The following is a 14020-nucleotide window of genomic DNA, read 5'->3' on the forward strand; positions in this document are numbered from 1 at the left end:
CCCGACGGCAATAAATAGAGATTTTATGCTGCGTATTTTATATCCTTATGGTTAAAATATTTAGCTACTCTTTGGCTATTTTCAGTTAGCATTTTCATATGATTCTTGACATTTTCTTCAAGCTGTTTTTCGTTTTTAGGAGCAGGTTTTTCAGATAAAGCATATTTTAAATCACAGTTTAGATACTCATCAGGGTTTTTCTCTGGAGAATAAGAAGGCAAGAAGAATAACTCAATATGTTCCAGTTTTTCTTCAATCCATTTCTTTACTATTTTACTGTGATGAACTCTTAAATTATCTAGGATTAAAAATATTTTTTGTGTTTTATCTTTGATAAGCTGTTCTAGAAATTCAATGAATCTATCAGCATTCATAGTTCCTGAGTAAATCATAAATTGAACACTTCCTTGATTAGTTACTGTAGAAATCATGTTTACAGAAAAACGTTTAGACATACTTTTCTTTACAGGCGTTTTTCCTTTGGGAGCATAAGAACGACCATGTTGATTAGCGTTTCTTACTCCTGTTTCATCACCCCATTGTATTTCTGCATTTTCCTCTTTAGCGCGTTTCTTAATGGCTGGATATTGTTCATCTAACCATAATTGCACTTTTTTAGAACATTGTTCGTAAGCTTGTTTCTTGGGTTTTTGAGGACTAAATCCCCAAGAGCGTAGATAATCCCCCATTGTATTTATCGCTAATTTTACACCAAATTCACGTTCCACTAATTCCTTTACAGCTTTGCGTGTCCATAAAGCAAAATCCAATTTTAGTTGATCTGGCATAACATCTGTAATCATGCGTTGGATCTCTAACTCTTGAGTGCTACTAAGTAATTTTTTATCCTCAGAGCTAACACCGCGCTTATTATCTGTCAACCCTTTAATCCCTTCTTTTTTATGTTTTTTAACCCAATTAGTAATTGTGTTTGGGTTAACTCCGTACATCATAGCTACTTTTTTCTTTTGAACACCTGAATTAATTTGCTTGATCGCTCGTTTGCGTATTTCCTTTCTGCTTGCAGAATCTACTGATCTAAAATCCATATCCTTCATAAGGAAAAGATACGAATAATATCGCATTTAATCTAACTATATTACCGCTATGTTAATATTCAATCCGTTCTAATAAATTCAAGCGCTACATTGATAAATGCTCAAGCAATTCAAACCAATCGAATTGGGAAGGATGACAACATGCTGCACATTTCGGGTAATTTAACAATTACGGATCCTGCTGATTTATTTATATAGGTTGACAGGGCGAAAGCTTCGGGTGCCGATACAATGTTATTTTCGGACACTAAATTGAACATTTATGGATTAAATGGTACGGTGTCTACTAGATGGGATAAGCGTATTAATGAATTGGTTTCAGGGATTAAGTCTCGTGGATTAAAATTGCATTTTATTTCTATTTCAATAGGCTTTGCCGGATCGTTACTTAGTTCGGATGTGCATTTGACTACGGGGTACCCCATCAGGAATCAGGAGGTAAAAGTGGTAAATAATAAATTACAGGCTATAACTTCATCAAATTTTATAAATGGTGGATTTGAGAATTTTTCAGATAATGTCCCTGCCAATTGGGGGTTTCAGGATACTCCAGGTGACCTAACTTTTATTGATAATCAAATTAAAAGAAGTGGAAATGCTTCCTTTAGAGCGGAAGCTAAAGGCGATCAAAATTCAAGAATTTTGACAGCTTTTGATGTAAAGCCATTTCATCAATACACTTTAAAATGTTGGATAAAAACCGAAAATTTAACAGCTGCAAATGTGTTAGCGCTCATTAGGGATAATAATAAAGATAGGAATTTAACTAATTTACGGTTGTCCACTCCAAAGCCTGATGGCGATGGGCGTAGATATTTTAATCGACCTAATAGCTTATCATTAGATTGGACTGAAGTACGCATTGCGTTCAATAGTTTAAATGCAACAAGTGTAAATTTAGCGCTAGCTGTGTTTGGTGGTCAAAATGGAACAATATGATGGGATGATGTGGAAATATTAGATACACCTACTTTAAATTGGTTAAACAGGCCAGATTTAACGGAAACGGCAACAAATAGCAGTGGTGTAAATATTACTATAGGTTCAGATATTGACCCTATTATAGATCCAAAATTAGGAAATTCGAGTTTCCCTGGTTCGTATGATACACAGCATTTAGCGCCAGTAATAAATGTAAGGAATACTGCTAAAGTTAAAGAAGGAGATGTGCTTCGATTAAGCGGGTATCACGCACTGCCAACGGCGGATGGTCAAATTTCGGCATCGTGGAATAATCCTGCCGTTTACAGAAGGATGCGAAAAATTCATGAGAAACTATACACAGATTTTAAACCTGATGGATTTTTACTGAATTACTCTGAAATTAGAATGGGTGGGTGGTAGTGTTCAGCACCTCAGGAGAAGCTTTAGCAAATAGTATTGAAAGGGCTTTTAAAGATTTGTCCGAAGTAGCACCGAATGCCAAACAGTATTTTTGGTCCAATATGATTGATCCTTTCCATAATGCCATACTGAATTACTATCAAATTAATAACACTTTGGATAAATCATGGTTAGGAGTGGACCCTAAAAAGGTAACACTTGCCACCTGGTGGGAAGGTCAAAAAATTATAGATAATGGAACAAGAAGTCTAAAGTTTTTTTCAGATTTAGGTTTTGATCAGATATTAGGCGCTTTTTATTACGAAGATGTAACCACAAATTATAATAGTTAGAAAATAGCTTCAACAAATGCTTCAAATATCAAAGGGTCTATTTATGCTACATGGGTAACGCCTAGAAATTTTTCACAAATTGAAAATTTTGGAGCCCTTTGGTGGGAAAATAACAATGAAACAATTTTCAACAACTTTTGGAGATTAGAAAATCGTGCAACTAGGCAATGGGTACGTACCAAGGGGTGTTCTTCGGACAATACAGCTACAGTCCCATTAGTGCAAACTGCGACGAGTAACACGGGGAATTGTACTATGTTTGAGTTTATACCCACGGATGATGGTTATTTCTTTATTCAAAATCGAGCAACCAATAGGCGTTATAGACCTAAAGATTGTAGTGCTTTAGCTAATGATACGATTGAAATTGTACAAGTAGGATCAACGGACTTTGGGTGGTGTGAGCAGTGGAAGTTTGTAGATGTTGGGAATGGATATTTCAGAATTGAAAACAGGCAAACTCAAGGTTGGTTGCGATCAAAAGGATGCTCAAATGAAGTTGGAGATACTGTAGCAATTACTCAGGTATCTCAAAATTATACAGGTAATTGCACCATGTGGAAACTAGTAGATATAAATGCCACTGGAAACAAAGGTTTTGTAGTAGATACAGGAGATTTAGTAGTGTATCCTGTTCCTGCAACAGATAAATTGTATGTAACTAATGATACAAATGCATCAAGTTCAAAAATCAAAGAGATTGTAATTTACGAGCTGTCAGGTAAGGAAATTAAAAAGATAAGTTTTAAAAGCAAATCAAATACGAACTTATTGGAAGATGTAGCAATAGACACTTATGATTTAGCGAATGGATTGTATTTATTGTCATTAAAGTTTGATTCAGGTGCCATAAGAACAACGAAATTTATTATAGAAAAATAGTGCTTTTTTTCGTTAAATTAAACGTTTAAATTATCTAATAAGCCTTTAGCCAATAACGATCCAATGCATTCTTTGGTCCATAAACGGGGAAATCTTTACCGTACATTTCGTTAATGTAAATTAGATAATTTCTAATTGCTATTTCTTCGTCTTTATTAAATAGTGTTACTCGGTTGTAAAAAAAATCAAGTAGTTCTTTATCTGCCTCTAGAGATCCAGTAAAATTTGTTTCCTCAAATTCGGGGTCCTGCGCGTACATTTCTTTAGTGAGGGATTCAAATTCATTAGCGTCTGCGTCATCAGGAAGTGTCAAACAATTTATAATGGTACCAGTAAGGGTGTCTGTTTCGGAATATAAGGTAATTGATAATATTAAATAAGCGGGCAGTAGCCAGGCAAAAGCTTCGGGATTCATAAAGTTTAATGCTTCGGAATTTTTTAGCAAGATGTCATTAGGGAAATTAATCCATTCGGTTTCAAAAGCTATTTGTTCCATTTTTTGAGTGTCAATTTCTGAAGAATTTGACATAAATAGGGACTTACTTTTTGGTAATTTTCTATGTTGAAATGCGTGTGCAATGCTTTGAATTAATAGTTCAGGAGTTGTTTTCATTTTAAGGGATTGGGACTAAGTTTCTGGGAGGGAAAAGTCGACTTCCCTCAGAAATAATTAAGTATAAAATTAATGCCGTACCTGTTAAGCCAGTAATTTCAGCCATACGTTCCATAAAATCTTTATCTACTTGTGGAAACTGAATAGGATCTGGTACGGGTATGGGTACACGAGGAGGTTGATTTCGACATCGTCTGCGGAATAATGCCATACAGGTTCCTTGTGCACGACGGGCATCTCGTTCAGCAATACGATGACCCAAATCACCTCCATCATAGCATTGGTTATTTATATGTCGGCGGGTTTGAGCACACATTTGATTTCGGCGAATTTTTTGCTGTAACCTGTGACATGAATCACCTGCAACACAAGCGCGTCCCGAAGGATGGTCGCACCATGCTTTTACCGTGCTTTGAAATCCATCATGAATTCCTTGAATACAATTTCCAGGTGGTTCAAGATCTCGTTGAATGCGGGGAGAAGTAGCTGATAAGTTCATAGCTTTTTGGACATTTGTTGCCTTTTGTTGTATAACGTGAGTCAATTCGTGCGCTAAAAGTCTTTTCCCTTTTGGGGAAGTAGGGTTGTACGCTCCTTTATTAAAAAAAATGTCATTACCATATGTAAAAGCCCTTGCTCCAATGTTGCGATTCATTTGGATAGCAGTTTCGTTAGTGTGAATTTTTACAGTATCAAATTCAGAGTCAAACGCAGGTTCCATTTCGGATCTTATATTTTTGCTTAAATGAGCTCCTTTGCCTTTTGAGTTATTTAATTGATTTTCAAAAGATTTTGTTTGAACAAAGGAATGGGTGTTATTTTCAAGTACAGGCGTTTGAAGGTAATTTATTTGTTCAATATCTTTTTTTTGTAGCTTTTCCTCATGATCACATTGACTATATTTTGGTTGTATTTGTGATAAATTATTTGATTTTTTTATTGTTTGAGTAGTTTTATCATACATCAAATCAGCTTCCTGCTCATAGCTGTTATTCTGCATCCCAACAATTGGTTTTGTTTGAATGATGTTTGAGTTAAAAAAAAGTGTTCCAGTTTTTTGAGTAGTAGAAAAAAAGCTTTTTTTTGTTTCTATCCGAAAATGGGTTTGAGTAATGATAATTTGAAGTGCTATTGTTTTCAATAAAAGAAGCTTTCATGTGTTCTTTTTTAGTTAGCATTACCCATAAAAAAATAGAATAAGTATTTAATTTTCACAAAAAAATTAAGGATATCCAATTTTAATTACAAATGTATAAAAATCAATAAGTTATATAGTTAAGTAAAGAAATGTATTGTAACCAGTTTAGTGTTTTTATAAATTTTTAACATTTAATTTTGTTAAAGGTGTGCCCAGCGTGGGTTCAAATTGGGGTGGTATTATTTGAATAGAAAAGTGATTTCTAAGGTTTAGTATTACAAATTTTTAAATGCTTTGGTTAAATAAAGTTAATAAATCAATAGCCTTTTGATTTTTCATTTCTTTTGCAAGTTCTAGGGGGGTGAGGTTGCTTTCAATTTCTTTAATTAAAGGATTAGCTCCATTTAAAAGCAATAATTTGGTAATTTTTAAATTAGAATAACGAATACTTTCCGCTAAAGGCAACGCCATAAATTCTGGGTGTTGGTAATTTGGATCAATATGTGATTTAAGATAAAACTTTACTAGCTCTAAATCATTTTCTTGAATGGCTTTAAACATTGCTTTCCAATTCCCTCCTGACATAGTAGTTTTTGTTTGTATTTCTTACAATATGGGCTAATATAGTTGTATGATGTTGATTTTTAGTGATTAGAGTAATAAAAAAGGCCGTTTATATTTAATAAACGACCTTTGGAATATTTACTTGTGACGTAAGTTTACTTACTCAAATACATTTTTCTTCGTGAGTATAATTCGTAAAAAGCATCATCCTTTAAGCTATCAATAAACAAAATACTTTCTCCCGTACTTTTCATTTCTGGCCCTAGCTTTTTATTAACGTTAGGGAATTTATTAAAAGAAAATACAGGTTGTTTTATAGCGTAACCTTCTAATTGCGGATTAAAATCAAAGTCGGTCACTTTATTATGCCCTAGCATTACTCTTGTAGCATAGTTTACGTAAGGCTCACCATACGCTTTGGCAATAAATGGTACGGTACGTGATGCACGTGGATTAGCTTCAATGATATATACTTTATCATCCTTTATAGCAAATTGGATGTTGATTAAACCAACAGTTTTAAGGGCTAAAGCAATGGTTTTAGTATAATCTTTGATCTGCTGCATTACAAATTCACCTAAGTTAAATGGCGGCAATGTTGAGTTTGAATCTCCTGAGTGTACACCACAGGGTTCAATATGCTCCATGATACCTATAATATATACATTTTCGCCATCGCAAATAGCATCAGCTTCAGCTTCAATTGCACCATCAAGGTAATGATCTAATAATAACTTATTATTAGGTATTTTTTGTAGTAAGTCAACAACATGGGCTTCAAGCTCTTTTTTGTTGATTACAATTTTCATTCCTTGTCCTCCTAATACGTATGATGGGCGTACTAATATGGGAAAGTCCAATTGATCAGCAATAGCTAAAGCTTCATCAGCGTTTTCAGCTACACCAAACTCAGGGTAAGGAATATTGTTTTCTTTTAATAAGGTAGAAAAGCTTCCGCGGTCTTCAGCCAAATCCAAAGCGTCAAAACTAGTACCTAAAACTTTAACGCCATAGCGCTCTAATTTTTCAGCAAGTTTAAGTGCGGTTTGTCCTCCTAGCTGTACTATAACACCTTCGGGTTTTTCGTGACGAATAATGTCGTAAATATGTTCCCAAAAAACAGGTTCAAAGTACAATTTGTCGGCAATGTCAAAGTCGGTAGATACTGTTTCAGGGTTACAGTTGATCATAATGGTTTCATAACCACATTCTGCGGCAGCAAGCACACCATGTACGCAACAGTAATCAAATTCAATTCCTTGACCAATTCGGTTAGGGCCAGATCCTAAAACAATTACTTTTTTCTTATCGGTAACAATACTTTCATTTTGAACGGTAATTGTTCCGTCGGCTTTTTCAATTTCGCTTTCAAAAGTAGAGTAATAATAAGGAGTTTGTGCTTTAAACTCAGCAGCACAAGTATCTACTAATTTATATACCCTGTTAATATGTAATTCTTCACGCTTTTTGTACACTTCACTTTCATAGCACTTAAGCATGTGTGCAATTTGTCTGTCGGCAAATCCTTTTTGTTTAGCTTCCAGTAATAAATCTTTAGGAAGTGATTCAATAGTATGCGTGCTGATTTCTTTTTCTAAACTGTATAGCTCCTCATATTGTTTAAGGAACCACATATCAATTTTAGTGATTTCGAAAATTCGACTCAACGGAATACCTGCTTGAATAGCATCGTAAATTACAAAAACACGATCCCAACTTGCGTGGGTCAATTTTTCAATAATGGTGTCATAATTGGTATACCCTTTTCCGTCAGCACCTAAACCGTTACGCTTAATTTCTAAGGATTGCGTAGCTTTGTGTAGCGCTTCTTGAAAAGAACGACCTATTCCCATAACTTCACCAACGGCTTTCATTTGTAGTCCTAAAGTACGATCAGAGCCTTCAAATTTATCAAAATTCCAACGAGGTATTTTTACGATTACGTAATCCAACGTAGGCTCAAATAACGCCGAGGTAGATCCTGTAATTTGATTACTCAATTCATCTAGGGTGTAACCGATAGCCAATTTAGTAGCTACTTTAGCAATAGGATATCCTGTGGCTTTACTAGCTAAAGCTGATGAACGAGATACACGCGGATTGATTTCAATAGCAATAATTTCTTCATTTTCATCTGGGCTTACGGCAAATTGCACATTGCAACCTCCTTCAAAATCGCCAATACTGCGCATCATATGGATAGCCATATCACGCATGCGTTGGAAGGTTTTGTCAGAAAGTGTCATGGCAGGAGCTACCGTAATTGAGTCACCGGTATGAATCCCCATAGGGTCCATATTTTCAATAGTACAAATAATAACTACGTTATCATTTTTATCGCGTAATAATTCTAATTCATATTCTTTCCAGCCTAGTAAGGCTTTATCAATCATTACTTCGTGAATTGGAGAAACTTCCAAACCACGTGTTAGTAATTCATCATAATCTTCTTCCTTATGTACAATGGCAGCACCAGCTCCTCCTAACGTAAATGAAGAACGGATACATAAAGGAAAGCCAAACTTTTGCGCAATTTCTTTACCTTTTAAAAAAGAATTAGCGGTTGCTTGAGGCGCCATTCCAACCCCAATTTTGCCCATTAATTCCCTGAATAATTCTCGGTCTTCAGTGATATTAATTGCATCAATATCAACTCCAATCATTTCAACATTAAAATCTTTCCAAATCCCTTTCTCGTCGGCTTCAATACATAAGTTTAATGCAGTTTGCCCCCCCATGGTTGGTAGTACGGCATCAATTTCAGGATGATTCTTTAAAATTTCAATAATAGACTTGGTATTTAATGGTTTTAAATACACGTGATCCGCCATTGAGGGATCAGTCATAATTGTTGCAGGATTCGAATTAATAAGAACGGTTTTGATTCCATCTTCTCGTAACGATCTTAGGGACTGTGATCCAGAGTAGTCAAATTCACAAGCTTGACCAATAATTATAGGACCTGAACCTATTAAAAGTACACATTTAAGATTGCTATTCTTCGGCATTTGGAAATAGTATTGAAATTAAAAATTGTATGCTATAAGGTATAAAAAAAGGCGTTACTTTTAATAAAGCAACACCCTGTATTTGAAACACTAATCAAATTAATGTTTGTGTCTGATTTCTGAAGAAACAGAAATTTTCTTTCTGCCTTTTGCTCTTCTTCTAGCAAGGACTTTTCTACCATTAACAGAAGCCATACGCTCTCTGAATCCGTGCTTATTTTTTCTCTTTCTTTTAGATGGTTGAAATGTTCTCTTACTCATTTTGTTATCTTTAAAAAATCTTAAGTATCTGTATCAATATTTCAAGATGATATAGCTCACCCCAAAACTGCGTGCAAATATACAAAGAGTTTTTTGTTATGCAATGCCTTACCTTAAAATATTTTCAATTGTTTTTAGTACCTTTGCGGTTTAAAATTAAAAAAATACATGTTTAATAAAAATATAAAATTAGTATTGGCGGTATTGTCTGTATTAGCTGCAATTTGGTTGTTTATTGATAATTATATAGGTAATGGGATTTTACTATTACTTTTAGCAGGAATGTTTGTATTCCTTTATTTTAAAAACGAAATAATTTTATTGTCCTTTTTAAAATTAAGAAAACAAGATTTGGTAGGTACAGGAAAGTTACTAGACAAAATTAAGTCGCCTGAAACCGCACTTACTCGAAAGCAACAAGGATATTACAGTTATTTACGGGGTATTATTGTTTCGCAAACTAATTTAACAAAAGCTGAGCGTTTTTTTAAAAATGCCATTAAGTTAGGCTTATCAATGGATCAGGATTTGGCAGTTGCTAAATTGAATTTAGCGGGTATTGCCATGCAAAAACGCCGTAAGAGAGAAGCACAGGGTTTACTAACCGAAGCAAAAAAATTGGACAAGCATGGCATGCTTAAGGAGCAAATGGATATGATGAAGCAACAGTTGAAGCGTATTTAATCCTTTAAAAATTATCTTTTATCGAGGTTAAGTGCGTATTTTTTTTAAATTTGTTACTAGTTTAGAAGGTTTAATTTGTAATATTTAATGTTTTAAGACGGTTATTTTATTACAAATAGTGTGTTTTTTATACTAAATGTTATCTAAAATAGGTTATTATTAAGGATATCTTATTTTAATTGCCCTAAAATTAGTTATGAAGATAAAATGTTTACTTATCGTTTCTCTATTTTCATTTGTGTTTTTATACGCACAAGATGATAATCAAGTAGAAGATTACGACCCTGTTGATCGGTATGATAAAGATTTGGCCAATAAAAAAGAGACTTCTTTAATTGGATCCTTGGCTGATTATAATTTTTTTTCAGACGCTATTGATCGCAATATTAATTTATATAAGGTAAATAGTCAAGTAGCTTATGAGCGAAAAGATTTGGAAAGAGCCCGTTTTTTATATGACTCTCTGGTGCAAAATTGTTTGAAGGGGACTCAATTTGATAACTTTATTGTAAATAAAGCAAAATCTGGCGATCCGGTTTATTTTGAATCTTTTGAAAAGCCTATTTATTTAAAAACTATTGCTACTTGGTGTGAGCCAAATGAATCTGAAGCTGCAGCATTTAATGATATTGCTAATGAATTTGGTGATTTAATTGATTTTGTGGTATTGTATTGGGAGCCTAAAGAAAAGGTATTAGATAAAGTACAGTATTACGATTCCAATGTGTCTGTGGTATATGTTGATGAACAAGATAATTTTAGTTCAGATATTGTGCGTAGGGTGAAGCATTCGTTAGGTTTGCCATCGGTATTTTTGATGGATCGAAAACGCACCATTCTTAACGTAAAAAAAGGAATTGCACCTGAATTTACCGCATTTCAGTATGATGAAAGGACGCGATTTGGTGAGTTTAATTCCAAAGATTCCAAAGATCATTTTGTAAAATCCTACACTGAATATTTTGATGATATGGTGGAGGATATCAGTTCTATGATATCTAAAATGTAGATTGTTCATAATCTACATTTTGCATTTCTTTGTACCAAATGCTCAATAAAATGTTTTTTGTATTAATTATTGGGTTAAAAAAAATATCACATTCTTTTCAGATTACATTTTATGAATTAATTACTCGTTGTGTATCTAGAAACTTAAATTTTGAAAATGTCAGTTCGAGTGCTTTTGAGACACGAAAAAGTGTATCGAGAACTATTTCTAAGTCGAAATTCTTATTTTCGATATGATTTTTCTCCATTTTATTCCAAAAATCACTACTATTAACAGAATTTTGCTCCAAATGCGCACCGGGTAATTATTAAAATTTTTTACTCGTTTTTAGATTAATTCCATCTATATTTATTAGGTTTAAATATTTTAAAAAGTAATTTTTTGATAATGACAAAGTATATAATTGTATTCGTGTTCTATTTTTTGATGTTTTCTTGTAAAAAGAAGGTGGATGAAATAAAAAAAGTAGAACAAATTGAAAAAAGAAATGATTCTGAAGTAGTAATTGCTAAAAAAGCGAATAATAATTTTTCTAAATTAGTTGCAGGAGGTAGTGAGCCTGCATGGAATTTATTTATTACTAAAGATGAAGGAGAGGGGTATTCGTTCAAATTGACTACAATTGCTACTGATGAAGGAGAGATTACAGGCACGTTACAGCAAATACAAAATTCAATTGATGCTAGTATTGATAAAGTGATTTTTAAGGGAATAGATATTAATAAAAATAGAATTGAAGTAATGCGATCAAACAAAGAATGTACTGATCTTTCCGGAGAAAGCCGAGAAGGTACCGTACAAGTCAAGTGGAAAGAATTTGATTTTATAGGATGTGACTATACTAAAAAATGATAATTGCTCATTAAGATTTTTACTGTAAATCAATGGATTATTATGCTTGCATATATTAAGTAAACACATTACTTTTCATTATGTACTTAAATAGGTAACTTGTGAGCTTTATTTTATTTATATAGAAAATTTATTGATAATATGTATAGCTCTAAAATTACTGGCTTAGGAATGTATGTTCCTGAAAATGTTGTTACTAATGATGATCTTTCAAAAGTAATGGATACAAATGATGAGTGGATTCAGGAACGTACGGGAATAAAAGAACGACGTCATATAAAAAAGGGAGATGGAAATTCTACAGCTTCCATGGGGGTAAAAGCGGCAAAAATAGCCATTGAAAGAGCTAAAATAGATAAAGATGCTATAGAGCTAATTGTTTTTGCTACGCTAAGTCCTGATTATTATTTCCCGGGTTGTGGTGTTCAGGTTCAGGATTTGCTGGGGTTGCCAACCGTACCGGCCTTAGATGTTCGTAACCAATGTAGTGGTTTTGTGTATGCTTTGTCTATAGCGGATCAGTACATTAAAACAGGAATGTATAAGCATGTGTTGGTTATTGGTAGTGAAAACCATAGCGGGGGGTTAGATATGACCACTAGAGGAAGATCGGTTTCGGTTATTTTTGGTGATGGGGCTGGTGCTGCGGTATTAAGCAGAAGTAATGACGATACCAAAGGAATACTATCAACTCATATGCATAGCGAAGGACAACATGCCAAAGAATTGGCGATGATTGGACCAAGTACTGAATATTGGGTGCCTCAAATTATTGAAGAAAGTACCACGGCAACAGACGAGGATATTACCTATTACCCTTATATGAACGGACAATTTGTGTTTAAAAATGCAGTGGTTCGTTTTTCGGAAGTAATTATGGAAGGTTTGGAGAAAAATAAATTAATGCCAACCGATATTGATATGTTAATTCCTCATCAAGCTAATTTACGAATCTCACAATTTGTGCAAAAAAAGTTTGGATTATCAAATGATCAAGTATTTAATAACATTCAAAAATATGGAAATACTACTGCAGCATCAATTCCAATTGCTTTAACCGAAGCTTGGGAGGCAGGTAAAATAAAAGAAGGAGATACTGTAGTGCTTGCTGCGTTTGGAAGTGGTTTTACTTGGGCAAGTGCAGTTATTAAATGGTAGTTTCTAAATCTGTAAAAAGTAAAAGCCGCAGAGTTAACTACTCTCTGCGGCTTTATTTTACCCTTCTGGAATTATCATACTAACACTAACTACTAATCAATCATTTAAATCAATGAAAAACAAAAGGGTAAAAATTAACTAACCAACTAACTATTCTAATATCTATATAAATAGACGTAGAAGGTTCAAAATAATTACAGATAAAATGCTTTTTTAACATTTTTATGTCGTGTTTATTAGTAGGAAAATTCTTCTTTTTGCTGTAAATTAACGGTTTAGCTATTCTAAAAAGAGTTTTTCAAACGTGCATTTTAAATAGAAAATTCAATGTTGGAAACAGTAAAAATTGAATAACACGCTTTTCATTTAATTTTTCAATTAGATTTATTCCATACTTTGGAAACTAGTATCATTACCTATATGAATTTATTGAATTAAAATGCGCCTTTAGAAATTCTACGTCAACATAAAAAAGAACCGTAACACATACTATGTTTATTTTTCCTGATTTATATAATTCCTAAATCCATCATTTTTCTTAAAGGTAAATTCATAAAGGAAATGGTATTAAATTTGCTTTCAATGATAGTGATGATTTTTACCTTAACTATGAAAGTTAGATAGTATTTAGTTGAGGTTGATTTTAAAAGTAAAAAAGAGTAGTAAACACAAGTCATTCAGTACAAAACAAATAACATGTCTGTAAAAACTTTAATTATTGGTGCCTCATTAAAAGAGGCGCGTTATTCAAATAAAGCAATAAAAAAATTAAGAGATTTTAAACATCCAGTAAATGCGATTGGTTTAAGGGAGGGGTTGGTTTTGGATGTTGCTATTAAAAGAGGTAAGCCAGCTTTTGAAGATATACATACTGTAAGTTTGTATATCAATCCTAAGCGCCAGCCTGAATATTATAATTATATTATAGGATTAAAACCACGTCGTGTTATTTTTAATCCTGGTACAGAAAATTCTGAGTTTTTTAATTTGCTTGAAAAGTCGTCTATCCCTTTTGAAACTTCTTGCACACTTGTGCTTTTGGCTACAAATCAGTATGTAAATACTGAACAATCAAAATAATTGAACATGCTGAAAAGGTTTGGTGTATGTCAAAGGC

General features: G+C 33.4%; 15 protein-coding genes. 9 read left to right on the plus strand and 6 right to left on the minus strand.

What is annotated here, in order from left to right; translation table 11 throughout:
- Positions 1 to 23: 23 nt before the first annotated feature.
- Positions 24 to 1085, minus strand: a complete 1062-nt coding sequence (locus GMC_RS0117445) for an IS630 family transposase (RefSeq protein ID WP_010523355.1) — start codon at positions 1083 to 1085, stop codon at positions 24 to 26.
- Positions 1086 to 1289: 204 nt separating this feature from the next.
- Between GMC_RS0117445 and GMC_RS0117455 the strand changes: the two genes are divergently transcribed.
- The 4 genes from GMC_RS0117455 to GMC_RS0117470 all read left to right on the plus strand — a co-directional run bounded on the left by GMC_RS0117455 (position 1290) and on the right by GMC_RS0117470 (position 3616).
- Positions 1290 to 1997 carry a hypothetical protein gene (locus GMC_RS0117455; RefSeq protein WP_029489888.1) on the plus strand — a complete coding sequence of 236 codons (708 nt, stop codon included), beginning with the start codon at positions 1290 to 1292 and terminating at the stop codon, positions 1995 to 1997.
- Between the two features lie 9 nt (positions 1998 to 2006).
- Positions 2007 to 2402 (plus strand): hypothetical protein, encoded by a 396-nt coding sequence (locus GMC_RS0117460; protein WP_029489890.1) that lies wholly within the window; start codon positions 2007 to 2009, stop codon positions 2400 to 2402.
- Positions 2402 to 2734: a hypothetical protein gene (locus tag GMC_RS0117465; protein WP_029489891.1), complete on the plus strand. Its 333-nt coding sequence runs from the start codon at positions 2402 to 2404 to the stop codon at positions 2732 to 2734. Before GMC_RS0117460 ends, GMC_RS0117465 begins: the two co-directional genes overlap by 1 nt.
- Before the next feature lie 255 nt (positions 2735 to 2989).
- The gene (locus GMC_RS0117470) at positions 2990 to 3616 is read left to right on the plus strand and encodes an RICIN domain-containing protein (protein WP_010523356.1); all 627 of its coding nucleotides are present in this window, start codon (positions 2990 to 2992) and stop codon (positions 3614 to 3616) included.
- Positions 3617 to 3650: 34 nt separating this feature from the next.
- Here GMC_RS0117470 and GMC_RS0117475 read toward each other — a convergent pair whose 3' ends face one another.
- From GMC_RS0117475 to rpmH, 5 genes are all read right to left on the minus strand, one after another.
- A complete protein-coding gene (locus tag GMC_RS0117475; RefSeq protein WP_010523357.1) occupies positions 3651 to 4229 on the minus strand; it encodes a DUF6714 family protein in 579 nt (192 codons plus the stop codon).
- A gap of 1 nt (position 4230) precedes the next feature.
- Positions 4231 to 5370: an eCIS core domain-containing protein gene (locus GMC_RS0117480; protein WP_010523358.1), complete on the minus strand. Its 1140-nt coding sequence runs from the start codon at positions 5368 to 5370 to the stop codon at positions 4231 to 4233.
- A gap of 282 nt (positions 5371 to 5652) precedes the next feature.
- A complete protein-coding gene (locus GMC_RS20255; RefSeq protein ID WP_010523359.1) occupies positions 5653 to 5952 on the minus strand; it encodes an ankyrin repeat domain-containing protein in 300 nt (99 codons plus the stop codon).
- Positions 5953 to 6086: 134 nt separating this feature from the next.
- Positions 6087 to 8939 carry a carbamoyl-phosphate synthase large subunit gene (carB, locus tag GMC_RS0117490; RefSeq protein ID WP_010523360.1) on the minus strand — a complete coding sequence of 951 codons (2853 nt, stop codon included), beginning with the start codon at positions 8937 to 8939 and terminating at the stop codon, positions 6087 to 6089.
- 99 nt (positions 8940 to 9038) lie between these two features.
- The gene (gene rpmH, locus GMC_RS0117495) at positions 9039 to 9200 is read right to left on the minus strand and encodes a 50S ribosomal protein L34 (protein WP_010181082.1); all 162 of its coding nucleotides are present in this window, start codon (positions 9198 to 9200) and stop codon (positions 9039 to 9041) included.
- Positions 9201 to 9368: 168 nt separating this feature from the next.
- On the opposite strand from rpmH, the gene GMC_RS0117500 reads away from it, so the two are divergent.
- From GMC_RS0117500 to GMC_RS0117525, 5 genes are all read left to right on the plus strand, one after another.
- Entirely contained in the window at positions 9369 to 9884 is a 516-nt protein-coding gene (locus tag GMC_RS0117500) for a hypothetical protein (protein ID WP_010523361.1), read from the plus strand.
- 196 nt (positions 9885 to 10080) lie between these two features.
- The gene (locus GMC_RS0117505; protein ID WP_094766319.1) at positions 10081 to 10893 is read left to right on the plus strand and encodes a TlpA family protein disulfide reductase; all 813 of its coding nucleotides are present in this window, start codon (positions 10081 to 10083) and stop codon (positions 10891 to 10893) included.
- A 387-nt stretch (positions 10894 to 11280) separates the two neighbouring features.
- On the plus strand, positions 11281 to 11745 hold the full coding sequence (locus GMC_RS0117515) for a hypothetical protein (RefSeq protein ID WP_238528036.1): 465 nt from the start codon (positions 11281 to 11283) through the stop codon (positions 11743 to 11745).
- A 141-nt stretch (positions 11746 to 11886) separates the two neighbouring features.
- Positions 11887 to 12903, plus strand: coding sequence for a 3-oxoacyl-ACP synthase III family protein (locus GMC_RS0117520; protein WP_010523364.1), 1017 nt, complete (start codon positions 11887 to 11889; stop codon positions 12901 to 12903).
- 696 nt (positions 12904 to 13599) lie between these two features.
- On the plus strand, positions 13600 to 13983 hold the full coding sequence (locus GMC_RS0117525) for a CoA-binding protein (protein ID WP_010523365.1): 384 nt from the start codon (positions 13600 to 13602) through the stop codon (positions 13981 to 13983).
- Positions 13984 to 14020: the final 37 nt, after the last annotated feature.

Source organism: Aquimarina agarivorans (assembly GCF_000218485.1).
In the GTDB taxonomy this organism is placed as follows: Bacteria; Bacteroidota; Bacteroidia; order Flavobacteriales; family Flavobacteriaceae; genus Aquimarina; species Aquimarina agarivorans.